This window comes from Paraburkholderia tropica, assembly GCF_914484835.1.
Taxonomy (GTDB): Bacteria; Pseudomonadota; Gammaproteobacteria; order Burkholderiales; family Burkholderiaceae; genus Paraburkholderia; species Paraburkholderia tropica_A.
The window spans coordinates 32,714-58,466 of the sequence record NZ_CAJZAR010000045.1 but is presented as its reverse complement, the minus strand read 5'-3'; the positions used below and the strand labels follow the sequence as shown (position 1 = coordinate 58,466).

Sequence of the window (25,753 nt, the reverse complement as noted above, 5' to 3'; positions counted from 1 at the left end):
AAGCTTGTCGCATTCAAGCTTCGCCGTGCGCTGCCGATATCCCGGATAGAGGGTCGTGCAGAGCAGGGACAGATGAGCAGGGCAGCCCGGCGAGCGCCAGCCGATACGACGCAAATCCTTAGACAAACTCCATGAAGACGATCCAGCCAGGCGTCGACGAACGCACCACGCTCACCAGCAACAACCGTTTAGAACTCCTGCTTTTCCGTCTGGGCGAGGCGCGTCCGGGCGCCGGGCGCGGACTCTATGGCATCAACGTGTTCAAGATCCGCGAGATCGTGACGATGCCGGAAGTCACGCCGATCGCCGGTGCGCCCGCGCATCTGGTGGGCGCGGTGGATATTCGCGGACAGATCATTCCGGTGATCGACGTGGCCTCGCTGATCGGTTCGGCGTCGGACAAGCCGCCCGCGATCCTGCTGATCACCGAATTCTCGCGCGGCACCCAGGCGTTCGCGGTGGAGGAAGTCGAGGACATCATCCGCCTCGAATGGAAGGAAGTGCTGAGCGCCGAATCGAGCGGTACCTCGGGCTATGTGACGGGGATCGCGCGTATCGACGCGGGCGGAGGCCAGACGCGTCTCGCACAGGTGCTCGACGTCGAGCAGGTGATGCGCGACGTGTTCCCGGAACAGCACGAGGACGTCAAGCCCGAAGCGGTGGGCGACGCGCTGCGCACGGCAGGCGGACGCATTCTCGCCGCCGACGATTCGGGCTTCGCGCGTGCGCTGATCGGTCAGGCGCTCACGGCGCTCGAAGCGCCGCACGTGATCGCGTCGAATGGCGAAATGGCGTGGCAAATGCTGCTGAAGATCGCGGACGAAGCGGCGCAGGAGAAGGTGCCGGTGCGCGAGAAGGTGTCGCTCGTGATTACCGATCTGGAAATGCCCGAGATGGACGGCTTCATGCTCACGCGCAAGATCAAGGCCGACGATCGCCTCAAACATATTCCCGTGATCATTCATTCGTCGCTCACGGGCGCCGCGAACGAAGCGCACGCGCGCAACGCGGGCGCGAACGGTTACATCACGAAGTTCGCGCCGGCTGAGTTGTCGGCGGCGATTCGCAAGGCGCTGGCAGCGTGAGTGGTGTGAACAGCGTGAACGTCATGAAAGCGCGCAGCGTGGATCAGTCGCGCGCGACAAAGAACCCCCTGTAGCACATAAGCACATAACAACGTTTCTCTCTGGTTCCGGGTGCCGACGACAAAGCCTCGGAACCGATCCGCGCCGGCCTTCGGGCCGGCTTTTTTTTGCGTGTCGATCTTCGGGTATCGGGTGAAAGTCTTGCGAGCAGCGAGTCAAACAAACTCAGCCGTCGCGGAGCGCCCGTGTGCTTTCACGCGCGCCAAAAAACAAAGCCGGCGGCAACGTCTGGAACGTTCGCCGCGCGGCTTGCGTGGTGGAATTGCTGAAACCGGTATTAAAGTGCGCGCTGGACCGTGCGCGCCGAGTCGGTGATGTCCTGGCCGAAGCCGGCAATCGTGTTGCAGGCCGAGAGGCCCAGCGTCGTGGCGGCGACCAGAAGAATCGCCAGAATGCGAATGTACATATAAACCCCGCGTGGTAATCGACAACCGGCTGTGCGCTTTATTGCGTTCTGTGAACCGGTGTGAACGGGAGTTTATCAGCACTCGGTGCGCGCGCACCTTACATTAACTTGCTAATTGAGTGGCTAATTCGAATTGGCCGAATGCGTCAGCAAGGGAATGGCACGCGCGTTCGCCGCGCGTGCTTCATTTCATTTCAATTCAAGGCTGGATTCAATGCGCGCTATCCGCGTGTGCGTGCACATTCGCAGTCGGCACCGCGTTGGCGTTCGCATCCGCGTCCGCGCGCGGCGCACGCTTCGCGCGCCAGCGCGCATAAGCGGCGGTCATCAACGGCGCGAGCAGCGACGTGACGATCGTCGAGGCCGCGATTTGCGGCGTCGCCACCGAAACGAGCGCGCCCAGACGCGGATCGATCGCTGCAATCGCCGTCGGCGTGGCGACCGCGTTGCCCGCCGTCGTCGCGGCGGCCATGCCGCCCACGCCCGAGCCGCCCATCAGTCGCGAAGCCAGCACGTTGAATACCGCGCCTGCCGCGAGCGTAATCAGGCCGAGCACGATGCCCGAAAGACCCGCGCCGAGAATCGCGTGCAGATTGATTTGCGCGCCGAGTCCGAAAGCGAAAAACGGAATCAGCAGATCGCCGCCCGATTTGAGGAATTTGCGCATATCGGCGTCGAGATTGCCGAGCACCATGCCGATTACGATCGGCAAGATGGTCGCCACGAGATCGAGCACGGGAATCTTCGCGAGACCCGAGAGACCGAGCGCGACCATCGTCACGAACGGGCCTTCGAGAATCGATAGCACCGCAAGCGCGCCGCGATCCATTTCATCGCCGAATTGTCGCGTCAGCGCCGCGTAAAGTCCCATGTTCGCATTGGTGACGGCCGCGATGATCGCCATGCCCGATAAACCGAGAAAGCCTTGCGCGCCGAAAAGCTTGCTGACCATGAGTCCGATCAGCACGCCGCTCACGAGTTTCGCAATCGTGATCGCCGCGCCGTTGCGCAAGGCGCGCGGCGCGGTGCGAAATTGAATTTCGGCGCCCATGCAGACGAAGAACACCGCGAGAATCGGCAATGCGCCATGCGCGAGCTGCGTCGAGAAACTGCCGATGCCGAGCACGCGCGGCGCGAATGTATTGAGCACGCTGCCCCAGAGCAGAGGGATGACCATCATCCCTCCAGGAAAGCGTTCGATGGCCTGTTTGATTTTCACCTTGAGTCTCCTGCTTTATTCTGGCGCGGACGCACGCATTTACGCGGGCGTCCGGCCGGTTTTCATTCTTCAAAGTTCATGCGAGGCGAGGGCGCGGCCTGAATCGACGTGAATCGGCATGAACAGGCCGCGCACGGCGTTACATCTGCGCGCCGATCATCCACGGCACGAATTCCTCGTTGCCGACGCCGAGCGCTTCGCTCTTGCTCTTGCCGCCCGACGCCACCTCGACGATCATGCGGAAAATCTCCTCGCCCTTTTGTTCGACGCTCGCGGTGCCGTCCATGATGTCGCCGCAATTGATGTCCATGTCGTCGGCCATGCGGCGATACATCGACGAATTGGTCGCGAGCTTGATCGACGGCGCGGGCTTGGCGCCGAAGCACGAGCCGCGTCCCGTCGTGAACACCACGAGGTTCGCGCCGCTGGCGATCTGACCGGTTGCGCCCATCGGGTCGTAGCCCGGCGCGTCCATGAACACGAGGCCGTGCGTATCGACCGGCTCGGCGTAGCGATACACGCCCATCAGCGGCGACGAGCCGCTTTTCGCCACGGCGCCCAGCGACTTTTCGAGGATCGTCGTGAGGCCGCCGGCCTTGTTGCCGGGCGTCGGATTATTGTCGATGCTGCCTTTCTCGCGCTCCGCGTAGGCTTCCCACCAGTGAATGCGCTCGACGATTTTCTCGCCGACTTCCTGGCTGATCGCGCGGCGCGTCAACAGATGTTCGGCGCCGTAAATCTCGGGCGTTTCGGAAAGAATCGCGGTGCCGCCATGACGTACGAGCAGATCGACGGCCGCGCCGAGCGCGGGATTGGCGGTGATGCCCGAATAGCCATCGGAGCCGCCGCATTGCAGCGCGATATTGATGTGCGAAACCGGCAGCGGCTCGCGCACCGATTGATTCGCGATCGGCAGCATGGTGTTCACGGCGGCGATGGCGGCGTCCACGGTCTTCTGCGTGCCGCCTTCTTCCTGCATGACGAGCGGCACGAGCAGCGGGCCGGGCTCGACGCCTTCGGCGATAAACATCGCGCCCATCTGGTTCGCCTCGCAACCGAGGCCGATGATGACCACGCCCGCGAAATTCGGATGCTTCACATAGCCGCCGATCGTGCGGCGCAGTTGCGCGATGCCTTCGCCGTGATGGTCGATGCAGCAGCCGAAGCTGTGCGTGATCGGCACGATGCCGTCGACGTTCGGGTAGGCATCGAGCGCGCCCGGTGCGCTGAAGTGCTGCGAAACGAGTTTCGTCACGGTCGCGGAGCAGTTGACCGTGCTGATCACGCCGATATAGTTGCGCGTGGCCACGCGGCCGTCGGCGCGTCGAAAGCCCTTGAAAGTCAGCGGTGCGCTCGCGGGCTCGACGGTCTTGAGGTCTTCGCCGAAGGCATAATCGCGGTCGAATTCGCCGATCGAAAGATTGTGCACGTGCACGTGATCGCCCACGCGGATCGGCTGCGTGGCGAAGCCGATGATCTGGCCGTAGCGGCGTACCGGCGCGCCCTGCTCGACGTCGCGGCAGGCGACCTTGTGGGCGGCGGGAATGTCGGCGGCGCAAACAATATCGTCGAAATCGGCGAGAATCGTACCGGCGGCGAGTGCGCCGCGTGCGATCAGCACGTCGTCGAGGTCGTGCAGTTTGATGGCGAGCGTAGCCTGGCTCATGGTGCCTCCTGATTGTGGGGTCGGGGTGCCGGGCACGGCTCGTCGTAGTGGCGTGCGAGCGTTGATGACCGGCGTGAGCACATGATCGGGCGGCCAGGAGGCAGGCGCAAATTGGTCAGGCCACTTGGTTGGCCGCTGGGTAACGCGGCATTTTTCCGCGCCAGACAGGCATAGCGAACAGAGAGTCGAAGGTGGAAAGTCGTTCGAAAAACACGGGCGCGCTGGCCCAGACAGTCCGGCGCATCGAGACAGGAATTCAGGAGGGACGCTGGCAAGCGGACGAGCGTCTGCCGTCCGAGCGCGCGCTCGCCGAATCGTATGGCGTGTCGCGCGCGACGGTGCGCGAGGCGATTGGCCGGCTGGCGAGCAAGGGCGTGCTCGAAACGCGGCGCGGCAGCGGCGTGTATCTGCTGCGCGCGAAACCCGCGGGCCTCGCGGCGCCCTGGCTGCAATTGATCGCGGATACGCCGCCGTTACGCTCGGAAACGCTCGAATTCCGTCTGGTATTCGAATGTGCGGCGGCGCGTTTCGCGGCGCTGCGTTCGTCGACGCATGAACTCGAACGCTTCGAAACCATACTCGAACGCATGCGCGACGCCGTCACGCACGCCGACGTGGACGCCGAAGCGGCCACCGACGGCGAATTCCACACGGCGCTCACCGCCGCCTCGCATAATCGTCTGCTCGATCAGTTTTACGCGAGCGTGATTACGATGTTGCGCGATCACATCGCGAGCAATACCTACGATGCGACGGTCAATAACGCCAACGCGGCGACGCAGGCGCGCAATCGTCTCGATCAGCATGAATCGATTTATCACGCGATTCGCGACCGCAATCCCGATGCCGCGCAGCAGGCGATGTTCGTGCACATCGATTACGTGGGCAAACAATTCAACGTGTGAACCGACCGGTTTTTTATTACCGGTAATTCACGAAATTGATCACGTCGTTGAGAAACCACGGCAGGATCAATTGCGTGTCGGGATAGCTCGTGCCGACCGTGAGCCTCGGCGGTTGCGAGCCTGCCGGGCCGCTGGCGGGCGGCGAGTTCGACGCGCAGCCTGAAACTAGCGCGCTGAACAAAACGGAAAAAACTGCGGCGAAATAAAGACGCCTCATGGCGATGAACTCCTGCTACGTTGCATCGCCACATTGTCTACGAAAGCGCGCGTAAATGGGTGCGCAAGCGGTCCATCTCGCCTGCCGGAAACGGCGCTTCGATTTCCTCGTGCGTGCGCTGCCAGATTGGAAAGGCCTGCGCAAGCAAACGGTCGCCGGCGGGCGTGAGGCTCAGTCGGCGGCTGCGCTTGTCGTCTTCATCCTGTTCGATCACCACCAGTTCGCGCCGTTCGAGCGGCTTGAGCGCGGCCGTGAGCGTGGTGCGGTCCATCGCCAGCAGCGACGACACCTCTTTCATCGTGGGCGGATGCGGCCGATTCAGCGACATCAGCAGCGAGAATTGCCCGTTCGTGAGATCGAGCGGACGCAGGGCTTCGTCGAAAATGCGCGCGAGATTGCGCGCCGCGCGCTGCATATGCAGACACAGGCAGCAATCGCGCACCATGAGCGTGGCGTCGAAGGGAAGTTTTTTCGGGTGGGCCATGTTGCAATTGTGTTGATATCAACCTATATTGTCAAGGCCGGTTGAGCAGTCCCGTTGTTCCTTTCAATAGCTGGACGATAGCTGGAGGAAGCATGAGCGATCATCAACTGTTTCTCGCGGTTTTTCTCGGCGGCAAGGACACGCCGCGTATGAAAGCCTGGATGGCGATGCCCGAAGCCGAACGGCACGCCAAAGAGCACGAGGGCATCGCGGCGTGGAAGGCGTGGGTGGAAAAACACAAGGCGTCGATCGTCGATATCGGCGGCCCGCTCGGCAAGACCAAGGCCATCGGCGTGGAGGGCGTGGCAGACGCCTCCAATCGGCTGACGGGCTTCACGGTGGTACGCAGCGCCTCGCATGCGGACGCGGCCAAGATGTTCGAAGCCCATCCGCATTTCACGATTTTCCCGGGCGAGACCGTCGAGGTGATGCCGGTGCTGCCTATTCCGGCCGGTTGAGTGAGGATCGCCATGAAACTCTATGGATTTGCGGGAACCCGTTCGCAGCGCGCGTTGTGGGGTCTCAAGGAAGTCGACGCCGACTTCGAATTCATTTCGGTCAATCTGCTCGAAGGCGAGCACAAACGGCCCGACTATCTGCGCCTGAATCCGGCGGGCAAGGTGCCCGTGCTCGTGGACGGCGACCGCGTGATTCCCGAGTCCGCCGCGATCGTGCTGTATCTGGCCGACAAATATCCCGAGAAAGGGCTGCTGCCGGACGATCTCGACGCGCGCGCCCAGGTGTATCGATGGACGATGTTCGCGGTGACCGAACTCGAACAGCCGCTCTGGCGCATCACGCGGCACAGCTTTATCTATCCGCCCGATAAACGCTCGCCCGCCGATATCGAACTCGCGCGCGGCGACTTCACGACGATGGCGGCGATTCTGGAGAAACATCTGGAAGGGCGCGAGTTTATCGTCGGCGACCGGCTAACCGTTGCCGATTGCGTGACGGCTTATCTGATCGACTGGGCCGGCGAAGTGCAATTGCTCGACGGCTTTCCGCGTTTGCAGTCGTATCTGGAGCGGCTGTATGCGCGCCCCGAAGCGCCGCAGCGTATCGCCGAAGCACGCAAGGCAGCTTAGCGCATTGAACCGGATTGATTCGGGATGCTGATTAAGTGTTAGCAAACCGGAATGCGCAAAACGGGCGGACCCGCTGACTCGACCGATGCCCCGCATCGGCCGGAACCGGCAAGGCAGGTCCGCCCCTAATCTTCACGGCGCGCGTGCCGCCTCTCCTCATCCCAGGGTAAACATCAGTCCTGTCGGAAAAACTTTAAAATAGTTGGTGTACGGAGTATATTTCCCTCCATCACGATACATATAGCCATGGAGGCAGACACCATGCAGTTCCATCTCAACGGTTTTCGCGTTGGCGACCCGACCATCGAACCCGCCGCCGCAGACGCGCCGCGCGCCGGTTTGCCCGAGAAAGTCGATGTGCTGATCGCCGGCAGCGGTCCCGCCGGGCTCGTGCTGGCCGCGCAGCTTTCGCAATTCCCGTCGGTCAAGACCTGCGTCGTCGAGCGCCGCGAGGGACCGTTGCAGATGGGGCAGGCGGACGGCGTGGCCTGCCGCACGGTCGAAATGTTCGAGGCGTTCGGTCTGAGCGACCGTCTGCTGCGCGAAGCGTATTGGGTCAACGAGACCGTGTTCTGGCGGCCCGATGCACAGGATCGCGGCGCGATTCGGCGTACCGGACGTGTTCAGGATACCGAAACAGGTTTGTCCGAGTTTCCGCATGTGATCGTCAATCAGGCGCGCGTGCAGGACTATCTGCTCGACGTGATGCGCCGTTCTGCGCAACGTGTCGAGCCCGATTACGGTCTCGAAGTGGTCGATGTGCAGCGCGATAACGTCGACGCCGACTATCCCGTGCTCGTCACGCTGCGCCGCACCGACACGGCGCACGAAGGCGAAACGGTCACGGTGCGCGCGCGTTACGTGGTGGGCTGCGATGGCGCGCGCAGCCGCGTGCGCACGTCGATCGGACAGACGCTGCGCGGCGACGCCGCCAATCACACGTGGGGCGTGATGGATGCGCTCGCGGTCACCGACTTCCCCGACATTCGCCTGAAGGCGGCGATCCAGTCGGCGAGCAAGGGCAATCTGCTGCTGATTCCGCGCGAAGGCGGTTATCTGGTGCGCTTTTACGTCGATCTCGGCGACGTCACGCCCGAGAATCGCGACAGCATCAAGCAGACCACGGTCGAGCGTCTGATCGAAACGGCGCAGCGCATTTTGCAGCCGTATACGCTCGACGTGAAAGAGGTTGCGTGGTTCTCGGTGTACGAAGTGGGCCAGCGCCTGACCGAGCGTTTCGACGACGCCATCGCCGCCGACGGCAGCGCGCGCGAGCCGCGTGTGTTCATCGCGGGCGACGCCTGCCACACGCATAGCGCGAAGGCGGGGCAGGGCATGAACGTGTCGATGCAGGACGGTTTCAATCTGGGCTGGAAGCTCGGCGCGGTGCTCGAAGGGCGCAGCGACGCGAGCCTGCTGCGCAGCTATTCGGACGAACGCCAGCCGGTCGCGCAGGAACTGATCGACTTCGACAAGGAATGGTCCGCGATGATGGCCGCGCCGCCGAAAGATCCGCAGCGTCCCGAAGCGGGCGGCGTCGATCCCGCGGAATTGCAGGCCTATTTCGTGCGCGCGGGCCGCTACACGGCGGGCGTCGCCACGCGTTACCGGCCGGGCGCGCTCACGGGCGCGGCCACGCATCAGGCGCTGGCCACGGGCTTTCCGATTGGCGCGCGCTTTCATTCGTCGCCGGTCGTGCGGCTCGCCGATGCGAAGCCCGTGCATCTCGGCCACGCCGCGCGAGCGGACGGCCGCTGGCGTCTCTATGCGTTCGCCGATGCGCAAGGCCACGCGCTGCGCGCGCTCTGCGAGCATCTGGCCCACGCGCCGGAGTCGGTGCTGCGCCGGTCCACGCCCGACCACGCCGACATCGACAGCGTGCTCGATCTGCGCGCGATTCTGCAGCAGCCGCATCGCGAGACGCGCGTCGACGATTTGCCCGCGCTGCTGCTGCCGCGCAAGGGCCGCCATGGCCTGATCGATTACGAGAAGGCATTTACGAGCGACGCCGCGACTGATATCTTCGACGAGCGCGGCATCGACCGCGCACGCGGCGCGCTCGTCGTGGTCCGCCCGGATCAATACGTCGCCCATGTTCTTCCACTGGACGCGTACGCGGAGCTCGACGCCTTTTTCGCGCCGGTCTTCCGCACGCGCTAAACCCATCGATAGCGAAATTGCCGAAACAACCCGACGATCCCGCGCTTTCCCGATTCACGGGCAGCCTCGTGCGCCGCGCGCAGCAGCGCCACGCGGCGGTGTGGCTGAGCGAAGTCTCGGCGGAGATCACGAGCGTGCAGTATGCGGCGCTCGAAATCCTCCAGCAGACGCCCGGCCTCAATCAACGGCAACTCGGCGACGAGCTCGACGTCGATCGCTCGACCATCGCGGACCTCGTGGCGCGCATGGTGCGCAACGATCTGATCGAGCGCTCCGACGATCCCGCCGACAAGCGCAGCTATGTGCTGTTTCTCACGTCGGCGGGCAAGCAGCAGCTGACCACGCTGCGCCCGCGCGTGGAGGAGGTCGAGCGCGTGCTCACGGCGCGGCTCACGCCGGGCGAAAGCATGGAGCTGCGCCGTCTGCTGCTGGCGTTGATGCCGCCGCGTGAGTGATTTACGCGTGAATCGCGCGTGAATCGCGCGTGACTCACGTGCGATCTGCGTTCGATCAGCGCGCTGCTTCGGCGGCCCACGCTTCGGCATCCACGCCTGCCGCCATGCGCATCGGCGCGGCGGGATCGGTGGCCGCGCGCCACACGGCGGCGGCCACGTCCTTCGCGTAGGTGACGGGCGCTTCGGTATCGGCGAATCCAGCGAGCACATGCTTCACGAGATCGGCGTACGCCTCGTGCTCGAAGCCGAAAATATGGCCGCGCGCGTTATCGGCGAAACGCGTTTCGGGCGAGCGGCCCGGCAGCACGAGATGCACGCGCACGCCGAACGGCGCCATTTCCAGCGCCGCCGATTCGCTGAACGCGTTCACCGCCGCCTTGCTCGCGCGGTAGGCGCTCAACAGCGGCAGCACCTTCAAGGTCACGCTCGACGTGACGTTCACCACCACGCCCGACTTGCGTTCGCGAAACTGCGGCAGCACCGCCTGCGTGAGCGCGATCGTGCCGAGCGCGTTGGTCTCGAAGATCTCGCGCACGGCGGCGAGCGGCGCGAGTTCGGCGGGCGCGGCCATGCCGACGCCCGCATTGTTCACGAGCACGTCGATCGGGCCCGCAGCCTCGATGGCGGCCTGAATACTTTGCGCGTCGGTGACGTCGAGCGGCAGCACGCGCAGGTGCTCGGACGGCGGCAGCAGATCGGCGCGCGGCGTGCGCATCGTGGCGACGACGCGCCACTCGCGAGCGAGAAATTCGCGCGCGATTTCAAGGCCGAAGCCCGAGGAACAGCCGGTGATCAGCACGGTTTTCATGAGCGCTCCAGTGAGTGAGGTGGTCGGTAAGTGCGCTTACGATAAAGCGCGCTGACCGTACTTGCTACAATCGAAAATCCGAAATTCTTTCGCAGGAGTCCGGCGATGATCGATCCGCTGGCCGAGGTGGTCATGCTGTTGCAGCCGGGCGCGCGCTTCTCGAAGCTCGTGCACGGCGCGAGTCCGTGGCGCATCAGCCGCTCGGATTCGGGCCAGCCGTTCTATTGCGTGATTCTCGAAGGCGGCTGCGAGATGGTCATCGACGGTCATGCGCCGATTGCGCTGCACGCGGGCGATTTCGTGCTGATTCCGGCGGTCTACGGCGTGGCGATGACGAGTCTCGGCGCGCCGCCCGGCGACGCGTCGCCGGAGCCGGTCGCGCTCGGCGACAACGAGTTCAGGATCGGCCCGCCGGACCGGCCCGTGGACGCGCGCATGATGGCCGGGCATTGCTCGTTCGCCTCGCCCGATGCGGCCTTGCTGGTGTCGCTGCTGCCGCGCTTCGTGCATGTGCGCGGCGAGCAGCGCCTCGCTACGCTGGTCGGGCTCGTGCGCGAGGAAACGCGCGAGCAGCGGCCCGCGCGCGACATCGTGCTGTCGCGCTTGATGGAAGTGCTGCTGATCGAGGCATTGCGATCGGTGGCGGGCACGCAGGCGTCGCCGGGTCTCGTGCGCGGACTCGCCGACGCGCGCCTCGCCGCAGCGATTCGCGGCATGCACGAGCAGCCGACGCGCGCGTGGACCGTCGCCGAACTCGCGAAAGCGGCGGCCTTGTCACGCTCGACGTTCTTCGAGCGCTTCAGCCGCGCGGTGGGCGTGGCGCCGATGGAGTATCTGCTCAACTGGCGCATGGCGCTCGCGAAGGATCTGCTGCGCCGTAATGCGGGCCGTGTCGCCGAGATCGCGGAGCGCGTGGGCTATAGCTCCGCGAGCACGTTCAGCGTGGCGTTCACGCGGCACGTCGGCAGACCGCCCGCACAATACGCGCGCGAGGAACAGGCGAATCTGGGCGTGGTGTAAGGCGTCGCGCGTGATGCGGGAAAATTGATCAGTACAGCGAATAACGTGACCACGTCTCGATCGGAATCAGCGCTTGTGGCGTGCTGGTTTTTCCGTTCGCCGCGCTGCGCAGATGCGCGATGGCGGTCTCGATCAGCAGACGCAAATCCTGCGAGAGTAGATAGTCGATCACGTCGGCGCGCAACAGCGGCTCGGTCACGCGGTTGACTTCGTGCGTCACGTAGAGCGTCTTGCCTGCGAGCCCGCGTTCCTCCAGCGCCTGCGCGAGCCCTTCGTTGCCGCCCGCGACGTTATAGATGCCATCGAGCGCGCCATGCGTCTCCATGCAGCGCCGCGTGGCCTCGTAAGTGGCCGCGCCCGAATCCGCGCCCTTGATCACCTCGACGAGATTCACATTGGGAAAACGCTGGCGCAGCAGCGAGCGAAAGCCGATCTCGCGATCCTCGTGGCACGTATAGGAGAACGTAGCAACGACGACCGCGACAGATGGCGCGGGCCGCGTTTCCAGATGCCGTCCGATCAGATGCGCGGCCGCCTGGCCCGCCGCGCGATTGTTCACGCCGACGTAGGTGTGGCGCGCGTCGGCGTCCACGTCGGTGATCATCGTCACGACGCTCTTGCCCGCCGCCATGCACTCGCGCAGCGCGGCGGTAATGGCCGGCGTGTTGGTGCAGATGATGCCGATGCCATCCGCTTGCTCCGCCGCTTCGCGCACGCGTTGCGCGACTGCCTCCTCGCTCGCCCCCACGCAATCGACGATGTCGAGCGTCACGCCCTGTTGCGCGAGCGCGGGCGCGAGGGCTTCGGCGGTGCGCGTGAGTTCGGCGGTGAACGCGTCGCCCGCCTGGATGACGAAGCGCGCGCGGAACGGCGCGGCGGCCCCGGATGTGAACGGCGCGAAGGCGTCGTTCGCCAGCGCCGCCTCGCCGTTCGCCGCGGACAACTCGATCTGCCGGATCGCCGCTTCCACGGCGCTGCGCGTGCGCGGATGCACGCCGGGCCGGTCGTTGAGCGCGCGGTCGATGGTCGCCCGGCTGAGCTGGGTGATCTCCATGAGCTGCTTGAGCGTGGGACGGCCTTTCATCGCGGTTCCTGATCGAGGCAAGTTTGAGGCCATTTTGCCTCAAACTGAGTTCTTTGATTCGTTATATGACGCGTTTGCCGATGCGGAAAGCGATGTTTCGCCTGGTGATTACCCTTGAGTGATCTAAATGAGGCATTTTAGGTTTTGACCGATGCTCATTTAGAGACTTCAATGGAGCTCAACGATGACCCCGCCGCGCCGCACCGGCCGCCTGGATTCCGCTCTGGAGACGCTTCATGTCCGTCAATGCCGCCCAACCGGGCAACCCGCCGATCACCATGGACGACTGGTACAAATGCCCGCTCGACCGCAAGACGCTCAAGGAAGTCACGCGCCGCAACGACCATGTGGCGCTCGCGTATTTCGGCGGACTCATGGCGCTCGTGATCGGCACGGGCGCGCTCGCATGGTGTGCGCTCGGCACGCTCTGGATCGTGCCCGCGCTGCTGCTCTACGGCACGATCTACGCCTTCGCCGAAGCGATGGAACACGAGCTGCGCCATCGCACGCCGTTTCGCAGCGAGTGGCTCAATGCGTCGGTGCATTGGGTGATCTGCTTCATGACGTGGCGTGAACAGATCTACAGCCGCTGGTCGCACGCGCAGCATCACACCTATACGCATCTCACGGCCACCGTGCCCGCCGACGCTGAACTTGCCGTCAAGCGTCCGCCCAATTATTTCAAGCTTGCCACCGATTTTCTGCGTGTTTCGCACGGCATTCATCACCTCGGCAATATCGTGCTGCATAGCTTCGGCATTATCTCGACGGGCGCAAAGGCCGTGGTGCCGCCGGTCGAATATCGCGCGATGTGCCGTAATTCAAGGGTGATTCTGGCGCTTTACCTGGGCGTGGGCGCGTGGGCGATCGTGTCGCAAAGCTGGCTGCCGGTGGTGTTTCTGCTGCTGCCGCGTTCCTATGGCGCGTGGCTGCACGAATTGCTCGCGATCACGCAGCATACGGGCCTGCGCGAAAACGAACTCGATCATCGTTTTTCCACACGCACGCTGTATTTGAATCCCGTGCTGCAGTTTCTCTACTGGAATATGAATTACCACGTCGAACATCATATGTTTCCCAACGTGCCGTTTCATGCGTTGCCCAAACTGCGCCGCGCGATCGAACAGGATTTGCCGCCCGCCTACGAGGGATTATTCGCGGCGTGGGGCGAGATCGTGCAGGTGTTCCGCATGCAGCGCAGCGATCCCGATTACATGATTACGCCGGCGGTTCCGGGCAAGACGGCGGGCGATGCGCGCGCCGCTTCGAATGCTGGTGAAGATGCCGCGCTGAGTGTTGCTGAATCCCGCTGATATTCGCTGAATCCCGCTGAAGAATGAATCGGCAAGATAAAACACCCGCAATTCACGGAGGAGACGCATGAACATCCTGCAATGGCACGAGGTTGGCGCGAGCGACGATCTCGAAGAAGAAGACGTGATGGAATTCGAGCACGAAGGCGCGCTCTACGCGATTTATCACACGCCCACGGGCTTTTATGCGTCGGCGGGTGTGTGCACGCACGAAACCGCGCGCCTCGCGCAAGGGCTGGTATTCGGCGAGATCATCGAATGTCCGATGCATATGGGGCGATTCCATATTCCGACCGGCGCCGCGAAAGGCGCGCCCGTGTGCGTGAATCTCGCCGTGCATCCCGTGAAGGTGGAGGGCGGCAGGCTATTCATTGGACTCGCGGCCGATTGAAACGCGCCACGCGTGCATACAGGCACCTCACGATAACGATGCCATGAAGGAGACAACCATGAAGATTGCGTTTCGCGCGATGCGGCGCGCCATGCCGGTTTGTGCGCTGGCGGCCGCGCTCGCATTCGGCATGAACGCCGCCGTGCAGGCGGAGCCGGCCGCGCATTTCGATTTCATTTCGCACGCGCCCGATTCGGATGCGTGGTGGAACGCGGTGAAAAACGGCATCAAACAGGCCGACGTTGATTTCAACGTGCAAACCGATTACCGCAATCCGCCGAACGGCGATATTGCCGACATGGTGCAACTCGTCAATCAGGCCGCCGCGCGCAATTACGACGGCGTGGTCACGACTATCGCCGATTACGATTTGCTGAAAGGCGCGCTCGGAAAATTGAAGGCGAAGGATATTCCGTTCATCACCGCGAATACGGGCACCGAGCAGCAAAGCGCGCAACTCGGCGCGCTGATGCACGTGGGCCAGCCCGAATATCTCGCGGGAAAAGAAGCCGGATTGCGCGCGAAGGCGGACGGCGTGAAGTCGTTTCTGTGCGTGAATCACTACGCGACGAATCCGCTTTCGTTTGAACGCTGCCGCGGTTTCGCCGAAGCCATCGGCGCCGATATGAAAACGTCGGTGCTCGATGCGGGCACCGATCCGACCGGCATCGAAGCGAAAGTCAGTGCATATTTGCGCAATCATCCTAATACGCAGGCAGTGCTGACGCTTGGTCCGACTTCGGCGGACCCGACTATCCGCGCGGTAAAAAGCCTGGGCCTCGCGGGCAAGATCTGGTTCGCGACTTTCGATATCGATACGGATGTCACCAAGGCGATCAAGGACGGCACGGTGAAATTCTGCACCGATCAGCAGCCGTATTTGCAGGGCTATATTCCGGTGGCGATGCTCGCGATCATGCACAAGAACCGGAACACGAATATCGAACAGGCGCGCGCGGAACTCGAAAAGAATCCGAAGTTTCAGCAGCGGCTCAAGGACTACGGCTTGAAGCCGGTTTATGAGGCGCGCAATATTGCGTCGGGTCCGGGCTTTATCACGCCGCAGAATATCCAGCAGGTGTCGGCGCTGGCAGGCCAATATCGCTGAACGAGGAGAACGACGATGAAGACGAGCGAAGCGATGGTGGTGATCGGCGCGGGGCAGTGCGGCGCGCGCGCGGTGCAGGTGTTGCGCGACGAAGGCTGGGACGGCGCAATCGTTCTGATCGGCGAGGAAGCGCATGCGCCGTATGAGCGCCCGCCGTTGTCGAAGGCGGTGCTGCTGGGCGAGCGTTCACCCGCGCAATGCGCCGTGCACGGCGAATCGTTTTATCGCGAGCACGAGGTGGACTTTCGGCGTGCGTGCGGTGTGGCGTCGATCGATCGCGCGGCGCGTACTGTCACGTTGACGAACGGCGAGGCGCTCGCGTATCACCGCATGCTGATCGCGACGGGCGCGACGCCGCGTCGCCTGAGCCTGCCCGGCCACGCGCTGGCGGGCGTCCACGTGTTGCGTAACGCCGAGGACGCGCTCGCGATTGCCGCCGAACTCGAACCGGGGCGGCGCATCGCGGTCATCGGCGCGGGCTTTATCGGCCTGGAAGTGGCGGCGTCGGCGATGCAGCGCGGCTGTAGCGTGGCGGTGCTCGAAGCCGCGCCGCGTGCGCTGATGCGCGCGGTGCCGGCCGAAGTCGCGCAACGTCTGGTCGATCTGCATCGCGAGCGCGGCGTGGAGATTCATTTCGATATCCGAATCAATCATCTGGAAGGCGAGGATCGCATTCGCGCGGTCGTGCTCGAAGACGGCACGCGCGTGCCTTGCGATGCGCTGATCGTCGGCGTGGGCGTGACGCCGCGCGTGGAGCTGGCGCAGCAAGCCGGGCTGGAGCTTGCCGAAGGCGGCATTGCCGTCAATGCCACGCTGCGCACGAGCGATCCGCATATCTACGCGGCGGGTGACGTGTGTGCGTTCGAGCATCCGCTTTACGGACGGCGCATTCGTCTCGAATGCTGGCGCAACGCCGAGGATCAGGCGCGCACGGCGGCGCTCAATATCCTGGGCGGTGAGGAGATGCATCGCGCGGTGCCGTGGTTCTGGTCCGATCAGTTCGACCGCACGATCCAGATCGCGGGCTTGCCCGCGTTCGGCACGACGACTGCGCGGCGCGAAACCGGCTCGGCTTCGACGATCTTTTTCGCGCTCGATGACGCAGGCGTGCTGGTCGGCGCGAGCGGTGTGGGCCCGAACAGCGAGATCGCGCGCGAGGTGCGCATCGCCCAGGAACTGATCGCGCGCCGCGCGCGCATCGCGCCCGAGCGTCTCGCGGATCGCACGATCAAACTGAAGTCGCTGTTGTCCGAGGAGGTCCAATGAGCCAGCGTCTGCTCGTTTTTCAGTCGATGTGGGCGATGGAGCGCCGTCACAGCGATGGCTTCGAACGCTCGCTCGAAGAGAATATCGCGCTGATTGCCGAAGCCGGTTTTGATGGCGTGAGCGCGCATTACACCGATCGCGCGGCCGTGCGCCGCCTCGCCGAGTTACGCGCGGCGCACGGTCTCGATGCGGAAGGACAGTGCTTTCCGCAAACCATCGACGACTTGCAGCCCGTGCTCGAAAACGCCGTGGAGTGCGGCGTGCATCACATCGACTTGCAGCCCGACGTGCGCCCGCGCACCGTGGCCGAAGCGGTGCGTTTGCTGGACGGCTGGCAGCGTCTCGCGGAACAGGTGACGTTTCCGGTGTATATCGAAACGCATCGCGACCGCATGACGACGGATCTATATTTCACGCTCGATCTGCTCGACGCGCGCCCCGACCTGAAACTGCTCGGAGATATTTCGCACTACCTGGTAGGTCGCGAATTCGCGTGGCCGGTATCGGAGGAGAATCACGCGCTGATGCGGCGCATTCTCGATCATTGCTGGGCGTTTCACGGCCGCGTGGCGAGCCGCGAGCAGGTGCAGATCGAGTTGTCGTTCGAGCCGCATCGCATGTGGGTGGATTTGTTCATGGGCTGGTGGCGCTACGGGTTCGAGTCGTGGCGCAAGCGCGCGGGTGAGCACGACACGCTGTCGTTCACCTGCGAACTCGGGCCGAAGCCCTACGCGATCATCGGGCGCGACGGCAACGACACGACCGACCGCTGGGCCGAATCGCTATTGCTGCGCGACGGGATACGCGCGCTTTGGCGCGAGATCGAAACGGAGCAGGCGGCGCGTGCGGCCTGACACGCAAGGGTAGCTCGGCCGGCGTTCCACCCGCCGGCTTTTCCACCGTGCCAGTGGGCGCGGGTGGGCGATATGGGTTTCGGCCCATATCGCTTTCTTTTTTTGCGCGGTGCGAAGCGACGGGCGCGCTCAGCGCAGCGTGCGGCGCAGCGCGCCGAGTTCGCCGTGCAGGCGCTGGTAGAGCGCGCTGTGCGTGGCGCGTTCCGCGCGCAATTGCGCGTCGAGCGTCAGCACGATTTCTCCGAGCGCGTCGATGCCGTCGAGCAGCGGCACGGGCGTGTGCGGCGGCGCGGGTGGTTCGGCGTGCGACGGGGCGTCGGCGCTTTCATGGGCGCTTTGCCCGCCCGGCGCGGCTGGGGCGGGCGGTATCGCGCTGGCGGCCGCAGGCCCGGCGACTGGAGCGGCCGTGGAAGTGGGCACAGCGGCGGGTTCGGTGTCGAACAGCGACTTCAGGAGCATCGGGATTCTCACGGCGGCGGCGGTGCAATAGAAAGAGAGGGGCGGTGCCAAAAACAGGGCCGATATAGTCGCATCGTCGCGAAATTGCCTGTCCTGAAAAGCGGTGCCGCGGTCTCGCGGTCCGGTTCGACTTGCGCGCCAGGTTGAAGCGGATCGTCCACGCGGCATAGAATGACCACGCCCTTCATTCTGGAGCCTCCCTCGATGCCCCCCGATGCGAAACACCCCGCCAAGCCCCGCGAAGTCTGGCTGATCCGCCATGGCGAAACCGAGTGGAGCCGCACCGGCCAGCACACGGGCCGCACCGATATCGCGCTGACTGAGCATGGCCGCGAGCAGGCGCGCGCGCTGACGAAGCCGCTCGCCGAAGTGCAGTTCGACGCCGTGCTCGCGAGCCCGATGTCGCGCGCGATCGAGACCTGCAAGCTCGCGGGGCTCGGTGAGCGCATGATCGTGTCCGCCGATCTGCTCGAATGGGACTATGGCGTGTACGAGGGCCGCACGACGCCCGATATCCGCCAGACCGAGCCTGACTGGAGCGTGTGGCGCTCGACGATCGCACAAGGCGAAAGCCTCGCGCAGATCGAAACGCGCGCGCGCGGCGTGATCGAGAGTCTGCTGGTGATGGTCGAGCATGGTGGGCGCATCGCCGTGTTTTCACATGCGCATTTTCTGCGCACGCTGGCGGGCTGCTGGGTCGGCGACTCGGCGGCGCTGGGCGCGCATTTTTACCTCGATACGGCGTCGATCAGCGTGCTGGGTTTCGACCGCGAAAGCCGCGCCGTGCGCCGCTGGAATGCGATTCCCGAAGGATGCCGTTAAGCGTCGAGGCGAAAAAAAGCCGCCCGGGAAATGGGCGGCATGAAATCGGAGTGAGCAAGCATGAATGCGAGGGGAATCAGCAAATTCCCAAGGCTTTCAGGTATTGCGTGAATCGTCGGCCGTAAAAAAGGCGCTCCCGTGAATGCGGAGGCGCCTTTTTTTATTGACTTGCGATCAGGCCGGATGAATCGGAATGAATCGGGATCAATCGGGATCAATCGGGATTAAGCGGCCTGATACCGCAATCGCGTTTAGAAGCGGTGGCGCATGCCCACCGTTGCAGCGACCTGGTTCTGCGTCGACGAATTCGTCAGCAGACCGGCGATGCTGGCCGTATTGCCGATCACGTCCGTGCCGTTGTCGTAGACATTGCCCGAAGCGTGTTGATACGCGCCGGCCACATACACGTCGGTGCGCTTGCTCAGCGAATAGTCGAGCGCGAGCGTGACCGAGTGCCACTTCGGATCGCTCGAACTCGTGTCCGCGCCCGTCGTCTTGCCGTAGGTGAAGGTGTAGTTGCCCACGACCGCGAGTGCCGGCGTGAGGCTATACGTGCCGTTGACTTCGATATTGTCGAAGCGCGCGTTCAGGCCGGTGACGCCGAACGACGCACCTTGAATGCGCGTATGCGTGTAGAGCACGCCTGCCGTGCCCGGACCGAACGCGTAGGTCGCGCCGACGCCGTAGGTGCGCTTCACGTCGCCGCCGAGCAGCGTCGTGGCGGCGGCGCTGGAGTTCGTGGTGCCGTTGATGTCGGTGTTCGTCTGGTCATACGCGGCGGCCACCGTGAACGGGCCTGCCGAGTAGCCGGCGCCGACGCTCCATGCGCGGCCGTTCGTGAACTGGCCCGGATCGTTGCTGAAGCCGTACAGGCCGCCGAAGTGGAAGCCGGCGTAATTGGCGCTTTCATACTTGATCGAATTGTTGATCGAGTATTGCGCGCCGATATTGTCGTTGTTATACGGGTGAGCGGCGAGATTGACCACGCCTGCCTGGCCGGCCAGCGACAGCGGCGAGAGATAATCGACGACCGAGTCGTATTGCTTGCCGAGCGTGACCGTGCCGTATTGGGCGCTTTGAATGCCGACGTAAGCCTGACGATTAAACATCGAGCCATTGCTGAAACCGCCGTTCGACAGGCTGAAGCCCGATTCCAACTTGAAGATTGCCTTCAGGCCGCCGCCCAGGTCTTCAGCGCCTTTCAAACCGAAATAGGTATTCGACAGCAGGCTGCTCGATTGAAGCCAGTCGCTATGGCCGCCCGCGTTATTGACATATGCAATGCCCGCGTCGAGCGAGCCATACAGCGTGACGCTGCTTTGTGCGTGAGCCGCAATGCCGAATGCGCCAAGCGCTGCTGCCACGAGCAAGTTCTTATTGAATTTCACGTTCATTCTGCACGTTCCTGTTTCTAAGGCAATCACTCATAGACAAGTTGAATATGAGCGGTATAAAGCTGCCGGGTTGGGACGGACGAAATATATCCCCGCAACCGGACAAAGCCCGTTGCACTCAGCCAACAAATCGGGCGAATACCGACATGTTTTGAGATAACGCAAATAATCAATTTGTGCGCTGAAATACCGCTGTTGTGAGATGGCGGCTTGATTCTGCGATGAGATGCCCTTTATTGGTGCGGAATTGCGATGCGATTGTTGCGTGATTTGAAAGCAATTGATCGATTAATTGAGAGATGCTGGATATCGAGGGAAAAGCATGGTCAATGCGCTTTGATTGCGTGTTCTTCGTGCGTGTTGATAGCGCGACTTACGACGCCATAGCGCAGCTTTTAACGATGTTGAATGAAGGCGAATAGCCGGTGGAAGCGGCATGTCATGCGTTTTCCGTCATGCCGGACAGATCGCCGTCGTGACGTCACTCGTACCCTTGCGGTGTCGTCGGCACAAAGCAGCCACGCGACTTTTCATAGCACGAGAAATTCGTTCAATCGCGCGCGCAAATCCCCAAAGATGGCGGAACCCGCTCACGCCATTTATCTTTGAGGAAGCCAATCATGAGCCAGCGCACTGCGTCCGACGACGCCATCAAATTCGCCTACTGGGTGCCGAATGTGAGCGGCGGACTCGTCGTGAGCAAGATCGAGCAACGCACCGACTGGAGTCTCGAATACAACCAGAAACTCGCGCAAACCGCTGAACAGGCGGGTTTCGATTACGCGCTCAGCCAGATTCGCTTCACGGCCGGCTATGGCGCGCAGTATCAGCACGAATCGGTATCGTTTAGCCAGGCGCTGCTGCACGCGACCACGAAGCTCAAGGTGATCGCGGCGATTCTGCCCGGCCCGTGGCATCCGGCTGTGGTGGCGAAGCAGATCGCGACCATCGACCATATTTCGAATGGGCGCATCGCCATCAATGTCGTGAGCGGCTGGTTCAAGGACGAATTCACGTCGATTGGCGAGCCGTGGCTCGAACACGACGAGCGTTACCGGCGTTCGAATGAATTCATTCAGGCGGTGAAGGGCATCTGGACGCAGGACAACTTCACGTTCAAGGGTGACTTCTATCGCTTCAACAACTACACGCTGAGTCCGAAGCCCGTGCAGAAGCCGCATCCCGAAGTGTTTCAGGGCGGCAGTTCGCGGGCCGCGCGCGATAACGCGGCAAGCGTGTCCGACTGGTACTTCACGAACGGCAACACGGTGGAGAATCTCAAGGCGCAGATCGACGATATCCGCGCGAAGGCGGCGAAGAACAATCACAGCGTGAAGATCGGCGTGAACGCGTTCGTGATTGCGCGCGATACGGAAGAGGAAGCGCGCGCCGTGCTCGACGATATCGTGCGTCACGCGCACGTGGAGGCCGTGGAGGCGTTCGGCAGCGCGGTGAAGGAGGCGGGCAAGGCGTCGCCCGAAGGCGAGGGCAACTGGGCGAAATCGACTTTCGAGGATCTAGTGCAGTACAACGACGGCTTTCGCACCAACCTGATCGGCACGCCGCGCCAGATTGCGGAGCGCATTGTCGCGCTCAAGGCGATTGGTGTCGATCTCGTGCTCGCGGGCTTCCTGCACTTCATCGAGGAGGTGGAGTATTTCGGTGAGAAGGTGCTGCCGCTCGTGCGTGAACTCGAACGGGAGCGCGAATCGCAGCCCGCATGATCGCAAGCGGGATTTTAATGGCATTTTCGTCAGACGATTTATTCATCTGACGAAAATCGAGTAAATAATATCGAAGAAAAATGAACCCGGCCCGTAATTAAAATAACAAGCCAGATAAAAACGGGGCCGGTATCTATCAAACATAATTTCCCCGTCCCTCTCAAGTTCCCCTCAAGTCCGCCGTTATTGGCTTCAAGTAGTCCGCATCCGCGTCTATCGCGCTGCATCGCGGCATGCGCCTGAGAAAAAATTCCCCGATATGTGCGCGATCTCGACGGTAATGAATTTAATTATCGGCAATTCAGTCTCGCATTGCCTTTTGTAACACTTTCTTACGTCGAATTGGTATATATCAGGAGAAATGCCAAGTAAGATCTGCCGCCGCGAATGATCTGATTTTAAGCAGTGATTTTGCCCGCTTCGGCTCACCGAAGGCGCACGTCTCCCGACCCTCTTGGGAACCCGCGCAAGGCCGCAAGTCCCGACGACGCAATCGCCGCAACGGCGCGCTCACGGTGCGCCCGCGCCCAGGCGAAAAGGACAGTTACGCCGGTTCGACCGGGCGCGCTCGACGCGCCCTCGTAGTGACGGACGATGCGCGCATTCGACCGATGCGCGGCGTCCGCCGTCCTCTCATACCCGACCTTCGGCCTGCAGCCGGGCGCGCGAGCGCCGCTGCCGGTTGGGCGTCGCTTTGCCTTTTTCAAACGATGAAGCACATGCTTATTTTGCTCTCCTCATCGCTGCTGCTGGCAGCCTGCGGGGGAGGGGGATCCGGTTCGGATGCCGCGAGCGGCACGCAAAACGCGGGCTCGAACACGTCCAATGCGGCGAGCGGCGGCGGCACCAGCGCCGCGGCCGTGACGAAGGGCACGATGACTTGCGGCGCACCGTCGACGTCGAGCGCGACGGCGAGCGGCACGCTCGTTTCCGCCGATACGCCGAGCGCGCAAAGCGGCCGCATCTTCGCTTCGGGCGCGACGTTCCCGGTGGCGATCGTGACCAACGCGGCGTCGCCCGACACGCTGAACTGGTCGATCGCCGACCAGCTCGGCAACGTGGCGGCCAGCGGCAGCACGCCCGTCACGGCGGGCGCGGTGACCACCACGGTGAACTGCTCGTCGACGCTCGCGGGTTACTTCGCGATCTCGGCGTCGCTCGCCAACGCGGGCGGCCAGATTCCTTCGGCGGGCACGCGTCCGGCCGGCAATGCGACCTTCGGCGTGCTGCCGAATCTGGGCAGCGTGATTCCGGCGGTGACGTATGCGCGCCAGGACCTGCATCGCTTCGGCATGCAAGGCGAGGACGGCAACGGCGCGGTCTTGTCGGCGCTCGGCATCTCGTGGCAGCTCGATCATCGCGAGCTCTACAACATGGAGCCGACCGCGCGCAACACCTTCAATCCGAACGCCAATAATCTCGATCCGTTCTTCACTTCGGGCAACGTGATGCGGCTGATCCGTCTCGACGGCATTCCGGCCTGGGCCAGCCCGACGAACGCCTTCGAGGACGAAACGCTGCCGCCCACCGATCTCGCGTACTACCAGGATTACATGAGCCGCGTCGGCACCGAGTCGAATCTGATTCGGACTACGTATTTCCCGAACCAGTCGGCGAACTACTATCAGCTGACGTGGGAGCCGGACGCGCAATGGGCGGGCACGAACGCGCAGTTCGTGCAGCTTTATCAGACCGTCTATCAAGGCTTGCATTCGACCGATCCGCACGCCGTGTTGATGGGCCCGGCCGACACCGCGCCCTCGGGTACCGCCGACCAGTTGCGCACGCTCGCCTCGCTCGGTTTCGCGCAGTATCTCGACGGCGTGACCACGCACGGCTATTACGACATCAACGGCACCTCGCCGTCGTATCCGCCCGAGCGTCAGGCAACCGATCCGTCGACGGCGTCGAGTTCGCTGATCGGCCAGATGCGCGCGCTGCGCAGCGAAATGGCCGCCGACTACAAGCCCGGCATGAAGCTGTTCCAGACCGAAGTGGGCATCAGCTACGACAACGGCTCGTCGTATGGCGCGAACTATCCGACGGCCAATGTGCTGTACGCGCAGGGCGCGGTGGCCGCGCGCGCGCATCTGATCGTGCTCGGCGAGGGCGCGGACCAGACGTGGGTGTTCTACGGCGCGGACTTCCCGGGCCTCGTGGGCTACGGCACGTTCTTCGATCTCGCCGATGCGCAGGGCCAGTACGGCGCGACCAATATCAGCCCGAAACCGGCGGCGATGGCCGTGGCGGCGATGACGCGCATTCTCGACGGCACCAACACGCTCGGTCCCGTCAACGGCGTGCCGTCCGGCGTCTATGCCTACGCGTTCCAGCAGTTGAACAACGGCGCGGTGGTCACGGCGCTCTGGACCCACAACAACGACGTGTGGAACGCCAGCGCGGGCTATAGCTCGACGTACAGCACGGCGTACAGCCTCGCGGTGGACGCGCCCGGCACGAGCGGCACGGTCACGGTGCTCGACATGATGGGCAATCCGTCGACGGTGGCCTACAGCAACGGCACCGTCACGCTGAACCTCACGGAGTCGCCGGTCTACGTGGTGTCGAACAACGCGACGGTCGCCAAGGCCAATTCGACGTTGCCGACGGGCTACGTGCCGAACTGAGGCGCGAACGCCGGCATGATGCCGACCGCGCTCAGTGCGGAATCGGCTGCTTGATCGGATCGTGTTCGCCCGCAACGGCGAACACGAGGATCTGCGCCGGTTCCGTCGCGCTGGCGTTGCGCGCGAGGATGTGATGCGAGCCGGGCGGCTCGTACCACGCCTCGCCGGGCCCATAGGTGCGCGCGGGCGAGCCTTCGACCTGCGATTCGATATGGCCCTGCGTGACGTAGGCGAACACCGAACCCTTGTGCATGTGCGGCGCCGATACCTGCCCCGGCGCGAACGTGACGGTGGCGATCAGCACGTTCTTGCCGGGCGCTTCGGGAAGCGCCTGCTTCATGACGGGCGCGATGGTTTCGCTCGCGGCGTCGTGGGCCTGAGCCGCGCTCATCGGTGCGAGCAGGGCCAGCGATGCAATCGTTGCAAGCGCGGATCGGGAAATCGTCTTCATGGCGGACCTCACGCGGGCAGCTTGCGGAAAGCAATCGCGAGACGGTTCCAGCTGTTGATCGCGTTGATCAGCAGGGTCAGGTCGACGATCTCGGCGTCGCTGAAATGCGGCTTGACGGCTTCCCAGACCGCGTCGGGCACGTGCTCGTGCGAGACCAGCGTGAGCGCCTCGGTCCATTCGAGCGCGGCGCGTTCGCGTTCGGTGAAGAAGGGCGTCTCGCGCCACACCACGACGGTCGCCAGACGGCGTTCGGTTTCGCCGCCCTTGCGCGCGTCGCTCACGTGCATGTCGACGCAGTAGGCGCAGCCGTTGATCTGCGAGGCGCGCAGGCGCACGAGTTCGGCGAGCGGCTTTTCGATGCCGCTCTTTTCAATGCGTTCTTCGAGCCCGAGCAGGGCCTTGATGGCGTTCGGGTTGGCGCGGTAAAAGTCGAGACGCTGTTGCATGATCGTTCCTTCGAGGTGGGCCGCGCCGGGAAGGGTGGCGCGATGGAAGTCATCGTAGGCGTCGAGGCGGCTATGCGAAATAGCCAGTTTTCGGCTATCTGAAGTAACCACTTTGGCGATTCCAAGGTGGCCGCGAGGCGGCGCTCGTCGCCCGGGCCGCCTGCGCGCGAGCGCCGATTCTGATAGCATGCGCCCTTTCGTCCGGCGGCAGCACCGCGCCTGCCGGTCCACGGCTGTTTCA

The 25,753-nt window shown here is 63.4% G+C and carries 26 protein-coding genes; 15 read left to right on the top strand and 11 right to left on the bottom strand.

The features are described from left to right. Positions 1 to 131 precede the first annotated feature (131 nt). Positions 132 to 1,085, top strand: coding sequence for a chemotaxis protein CheV (locus tag LDO54_RS14550; protein WP_224011394.1), 954 nt, complete (start codon positions 132 to 134; stop codon positions 1,083 to 1,085). Between the two features lie 337 nt (positions 1,086 to 1,422). Here LDO54_RS14550 and LDO54_RS38895 read toward each other — a convergent pair whose 3' ends face one another. The 3 genes from LDO54_RS38895 to LDO54_RS14540 form a co-directional block, all read right to left on the bottom strand. Then, a complete protein-coding gene (locus LDO54_RS38895) occupies positions 1,423 to 1,551 on the bottom strand; it encodes a hypothetical protein (RefSeq protein ID WP_290371081.1) in 129 nt (42 codons plus the stop codon). A 211-nt stretch (positions 1,552 to 1,762) separates the two neighbouring features. Next, complete coding sequence (locus LDO54_RS14545) at positions 1,763 to 2,770, bottom strand: 2-keto-3-deoxygluconate permease (RefSeq protein WP_224011393.1); 1,008 nt, start codon at positions 2,768 to 2,770, stop codon at positions 1,763 to 1,765. A gap of 139 nt (positions 2,771 to 2,909) precedes the next feature. Further along, positions 2,910 to 4,436, bottom strand: a complete 1,527-nt coding sequence (locus LDO54_RS14540) for a UxaA family hydrolase (RefSeq protein ID WP_224011392.1) — start codon at positions 4,434 to 4,436, stop codon at positions 2,910 to 2,912. 191 nt (positions 4,437 to 4,627) lie between these two features. On the opposite strand from LDO54_RS14540, the gene LDO54_RS14535 reads away from it, so the two are divergent. Continuing rightward, entirely contained in the window at positions 4,628 to 5,341 is a 714-nt protein-coding gene (locus tag LDO54_RS14535; protein WP_224011391.1) for a FadR/GntR family transcriptional regulator, read from the top strand. A 16-nt stretch (positions 5,342 to 5,357) separates the two neighbouring features. Here the strand turns inward: LDO54_RS14535 and LDO54_RS14530 are convergent, their stop codons facing one another. Both LDO54_RS14530 and LDO54_RS14525 read right to left on the bottom strand, forming a co-directional pair. Continuing rightward, positions 5,358 to 5,558 carry a hypothetical protein gene (locus tag LDO54_RS14530; protein WP_224011390.1) on the bottom strand — a complete coding sequence of 67 codons (201 nt, stop codon included), beginning with the start codon at positions 5,556 to 5,558 and terminating at the stop codon, positions 5,358 to 5,360. Positions 5,559 to 5,595: 37 nt separating this feature from the next. Then, positions 5,596 to 6,042 (bottom strand): MarR family winged helix-turn-helix transcriptional regulator, encoded by a 447-nt coding sequence (locus tag LDO54_RS14525; protein ID WP_224011389.1) that lies wholly within the window; start codon positions 6,040 to 6,042, stop codon positions 5,596 to 5,598. A gap of 92 nt (positions 6,043 to 6,134) precedes the next feature. On the opposite strand from LDO54_RS14525, the gene LDO54_RS14520 reads away from it, so the two are divergent. From LDO54_RS14520 to LDO54_RS14505, 4 genes are all read left to right on the top strand, one after another. Next, positions 6,135 to 6,500 (top strand): hypothetical protein, encoded by a 366-nt coding sequence (locus LDO54_RS14520; RefSeq protein ID WP_224011388.1) that lies wholly within the window; start codon positions 6,135 to 6,137, stop codon positions 6,498 to 6,500. A 12-nt stretch (positions 6,501 to 6,512) separates the two neighbouring features. Further along, positions 6,513 to 7,130, top strand: coding sequence for a glutathione S-transferase family protein (locus LDO54_RS14515; RefSeq protein ID WP_224011387.1), 618 nt, complete (start codon positions 6,513 to 6,515; stop codon positions 7,128 to 7,130). Positions 7,131 to 7,391: 261 nt separating this feature from the next. Continuing rightward, positions 7,392 to 9,290, top strand: coding sequence for an FAD-binding monooxygenase (locus LDO54_RS14510; RefSeq protein ID WP_224011386.1), 1,899 nt, complete (start codon positions 7,392 to 7,394; stop codon positions 9,288 to 9,290). A gap of 17 nt (positions 9,291 to 9,307) precedes the next feature. After that, entirely contained in the window at positions 9,308 to 9,745 is a 438-nt protein-coding gene (locus LDO54_RS14505) for a MarR family winged helix-turn-helix transcriptional regulator (RefSeq protein WP_224011385.1), read from the top strand. A 55-nt stretch (positions 9,746 to 9,800) separates the two neighbouring features. On the opposite strand, the gene LDO54_RS14500 is transcribed toward LDO54_RS14505, so the two are convergent. Further along, entirely contained in the window at positions 9,801 to 10,553 is a 753-nt protein-coding gene (locus LDO54_RS14500; RefSeq protein WP_224011384.1) for an SDR family NAD(P)-dependent oxidoreductase, read from the bottom strand. A 105-nt stretch (positions 10,554 to 10,658) separates the two neighbouring features. On the opposite strand from LDO54_RS14500, the gene LDO54_RS14495 reads away from it, so the two are divergent. Continuing rightward, the gene (locus tag LDO54_RS14495) at positions 10,659 to 11,573 is read left to right on the top strand and encodes an AraC family transcriptional regulator (protein ID WP_224011383.1); all 915 of its coding nucleotides are present in this window, start codon (positions 10,659 to 10,661) and stop codon (positions 11,571 to 11,573) included. A 28-nt stretch (positions 11,574 to 11,601) separates the two neighbouring features. Here LDO54_RS14495 and LDO54_RS14490 read toward each other — a convergent pair whose 3' ends face one another. Continuing rightward, on the bottom strand, positions 11,602 to 12,657 hold the full coding sequence (locus tag LDO54_RS14490) for a LacI family DNA-binding transcriptional regulator (RefSeq protein WP_224011382.1): 1,056 nt from the start codon (positions 12,655 to 12,657) through the stop codon (positions 11,602 to 11,604). A gap of 236 nt (positions 12,658 to 12,893) precedes the next feature. Between LDO54_RS14490 and LDO54_RS14485 the strand changes: the two genes are divergently transcribed. The 5 genes from LDO54_RS14485 to LDO54_RS14465 all read left to right on the top strand — a co-directional run bounded on the left by LDO54_RS14485 (position 12,894) and on the right by LDO54_RS14465 (position 17,589). After that, entirely contained in the window at positions 12,894 to 13,970 is a 1,077-nt protein-coding gene (locus tag LDO54_RS14485; RefSeq protein WP_224011381.1) for a fatty acid desaturase, read from the top strand. A gap of 67 nt (positions 13,971 to 14,037) precedes the next feature. Next, complete coding sequence (locus tag LDO54_RS14480) at positions 14,038 to 14,361, top strand: non-heme iron oxygenase ferredoxin subunit (protein WP_224011380.1); 324 nt, start codon at positions 14,038 to 14,040, stop codon at positions 14,359 to 14,361. A 43-nt stretch (positions 14,362 to 14,404) separates the two neighbouring features. Next, positions 14,405 to 15,469, top strand: coding sequence for a sugar ABC transporter substrate-binding protein (locus LDO54_RS14475; protein WP_436975586.1), 1,065 nt, complete (start codon positions 14,405 to 14,407; stop codon positions 15,467 to 15,469). A gap of 15 nt (positions 15,470 to 15,484) precedes the next feature. Then, positions 15,485 to 16,735 carry an NAD(P)/FAD-dependent oxidoreductase gene (locus LDO54_RS14470; RefSeq protein ID WP_224011379.1) on the top strand — a complete coding sequence of 417 codons (1,251 nt, stop codon included), beginning with the start codon at positions 15,485 to 15,487 and terminating at the stop codon, positions 16,733 to 16,735. After that, on the top strand, positions 16,732 to 17,589 hold the full coding sequence (locus LDO54_RS14465; protein WP_224011378.1) for a sugar phosphate isomerase/epimerase family protein: 858 nt from the start codon (positions 16,732 to 16,734) through the stop codon (positions 17,587 to 17,589). The genes LDO54_RS14470 and LDO54_RS14465 overlap by 4 nt, the downstream gene beginning before the upstream one ends. 129 nt (positions 17,590 to 17,718) lie before the next feature. Here LDO54_RS14465 and LDO54_RS14460 read toward each other — a convergent pair whose 3' ends face one another. After that, positions 17,719 to 18,048, bottom strand: coding sequence for a hypothetical protein (locus LDO54_RS14460; RefSeq protein WP_224011377.1), 330 nt, complete (start codon positions 18,046 to 18,048; stop codon positions 17,719 to 17,721). 171 nt (positions 18,049 to 18,219) lie between these two features. Here LDO54_RS14460 and LDO54_RS14455 point away from each other — a divergent pair, with 171 nt between their 5' ends. Then, positions 18,220 to 18,870, top strand: a complete 651-nt coding sequence (locus tag LDO54_RS14455; RefSeq protein WP_224011376.1) for a histidine phosphatase family protein — start codon at positions 18,220 to 18,222, stop codon at positions 18,868 to 18,870. 251 nt (positions 18,871 to 19,121) lie between these two features. Here LDO54_RS14455 and LDO54_RS14450 read toward each other — a convergent pair whose 3' ends face one another. Next, a complete protein-coding gene (locus LDO54_RS14450) occupies positions 19,122 to 20,264 on the bottom strand; it encodes a porin (protein ID WP_224011375.1) in 1,143 nt (380 codons plus the stop codon). 620 nt (positions 20,265 to 20,884) lie between these two features. Here LDO54_RS14450 and sfnG point away from each other — a divergent pair. Both sfnG and LDO54_RS14440 read left to right on the top strand, forming a co-directional pair. Further along, on the top strand, positions 20,885 to 21,988 hold the full coding sequence (gene sfnG, locus LDO54_RS14445; protein WP_224011374.1) for a dimethylsulfone monooxygenase SfnG: 1,104 nt from the start codon (positions 20,885 to 20,887) through the stop codon (positions 21,986 to 21,988). A 710-nt stretch (positions 21,989 to 22,698) separates the two neighbouring features. Next, complete coding sequence (locus LDO54_RS14440) at positions 22,699 to 24,615, top strand: hypothetical protein (RefSeq protein ID WP_224011373.1); 1,917 nt, start codon at positions 22,699 to 22,701, stop codon at positions 24,613 to 24,615. A gap of 31 nt (positions 24,616 to 24,646) precedes the next feature. Here LDO54_RS14440 and LDO54_RS14435 read toward each other — a convergent pair whose 3' ends face one another. Next, on the bottom strand, positions 24,647 to 25,066 hold the full coding sequence (locus LDO54_RS14435; protein WP_436975585.1) for a cupin domain-containing protein: 420 nt from the start codon (positions 25,064 to 25,066) through the stop codon (positions 24,647 to 24,649). A gap of 8 nt (positions 25,067 to 25,074) precedes the next feature. Next, positions 25,075 to 25,512, bottom strand: a complete 438-nt coding sequence (locus LDO54_RS14430) for a carboxymuconolactone decarboxylase family protein (protein ID WP_224011372.1) — start codon at positions 25,510 to 25,512, stop codon at positions 25,075 to 25,077. Positions 25,513 to 25,753: the final 241 nt, after the last annotated feature.

Excerpts from the sequence above, each read along its gene's own strand:
- LDO54_RS14450 (WP_224011375.1), bottom strand. The coding sequence starts at position 20,264 with ATGAACGTGAAATTCAATAAGAACTTGCTCGTGGCAGCAGCGCTTGGC.
- LDO54_RS14465 (WP_224011378.1), top strand. The coding sequence starts at position 16,732 with ATGAGCCAGCGTCTGCTCGTTTTTCAGTCGATGTGGGCGATGGAGCGC.
- LDO54_RS14500 (WP_224011384.1), bottom strand. The coding sequence starts at position 10,553 with ATGAAAACCGTGCTGATCACCGGCTGTTCCTCGGGCTTCGGCCTTGAA.
- LDO54_RS14475 (WP_436975586.1), top strand. The coding sequence starts at position 14,405 with ATGAAGGAGACAACCATGAAGATTGCGTTTCGCGCGATGCGGCGCGCC.
- LDO54_RS14495 (WP_224011383.1), top strand. The coding sequence starts at position 10,659 with ATGATCGATCCGCTGGCCGAGGTGGTCATGCTGTTGCAGCCGGGCGCG.
- LDO54_RS14460 (WP_224011377.1), bottom strand. The coding sequence starts at position 18,048 with ATGCTCCTGAAGTCGCTGTTCGACACCGAACCCGCCGCTGTGCCCACT.
- LDO54_RS14530 (WP_224011390.1), bottom strand. The coding sequence starts at position 5,558 with ATGAGGCGTCTTTATTTCGCCGCAGTTTTTTCCGTTTTGTTCAGCGCG.
- LDO54_RS14515 (WP_224011387.1), top strand. The coding sequence starts at position 6,513 with ATGAAACTCTATGGATTTGCGGGAACCCGTTCGCAGCGCGCGTTGTGG.
- LDO54_RS14525 (WP_224011389.1), bottom strand. The coding sequence starts at position 6,042 with ATGGCCCACCCGAAAAAACTTCCCTTCGACGCCACGCTCATGGTGCGC.
- LDO54_RS14540 (WP_224011392.1), bottom strand. The coding sequence starts at position 4,436 with ATGAGCCAGGCTACGCTCGCCATCAAACTGCACGACCTCGACGACGTG.
- LDO54_RS14455 (WP_224011376.1), top strand. The coding sequence starts at position 18,220 with ATGACCACGCCCTTCATTCTGGAGCCTCCCTCGATGCCCCCCGATGCG.
- LDO54_RS14470 (WP_224011379.1), top strand. The coding sequence starts at position 15,485 with ATGAAGACGAGCGAAGCGATGGTGGTGATCGGCGCGGGGCAGTGCGGC.
- LDO54_RS14440 (WP_224011373.1), top strand. The coding sequence starts at position 22,699 with ATGAAGCACATGCTTATTTTGCTCTCCTCATCGCTGCTGCTGGCAGCC.
- LDO54_RS14510 (WP_224011386.1), top strand. The coding sequence starts at position 7,392 with ATGCAGTTCCATCTCAACGGTTTTCGCGTTGGCGACCCGACCATCGAA.
- LDO54_RS14550 (WP_224011394.1), top strand. The coding sequence starts at position 132 with ATGAAGACGATCCAGCCAGGCGTCGACGAACGCACCACGCTCACCAGC.
- sfnG (WP_224011374.1), top strand. The coding sequence starts at position 20,885 with ATGAGCCAGCGCACTGCGTCCGACGACGCCATCAAATTCGCCTACTGG.
- LDO54_RS38895 (WP_290371081.1), bottom strand. The coding sequence starts at position 1,551 with ATGTACATTCGCATTCTGGCGATTCTTCTGGTCGCCGCCACGACGCTG.
- LDO54_RS14520 (WP_224011388.1), top strand. The coding sequence starts at position 6,135 with ATGAGCGATCATCAACTGTTTCTCGCGGTTTTTCTCGGCGGCAAGGAC.
- LDO54_RS14490 (WP_224011382.1), bottom strand. The coding sequence starts at position 12,657 with ATGAAAGGCCGTCCCACGCTCAAGCAGCTCATGGAGATCACCCAGCTC.
- LDO54_RS14435 (WP_436975585.1), bottom strand. The coding sequence starts at position 25,066 with ATGAAGACGATTTCCCGATCCGCGCTTGCAACGATTGCATCGCTGGCC.
- LDO54_RS14480 (WP_224011380.1), top strand. The coding sequence starts at position 14,038 with ATGAACATCCTGCAATGGCACGAGGTTGGCGCGAGCGACGATCTCGAA.
- LDO54_RS14430 (WP_224011372.1), bottom strand. The coding sequence starts at position 25,512 with ATGCAACAGCGTCTCGACTTTTACCGCGCCAACCCGAACGCCATCAAG.
- LDO54_RS14485 (WP_224011381.1), top strand. The coding sequence starts at position 12,894 with ATGTCCGTCAATGCCGCCCAACCGGGCAACCCGCCGATCACCATGGAC.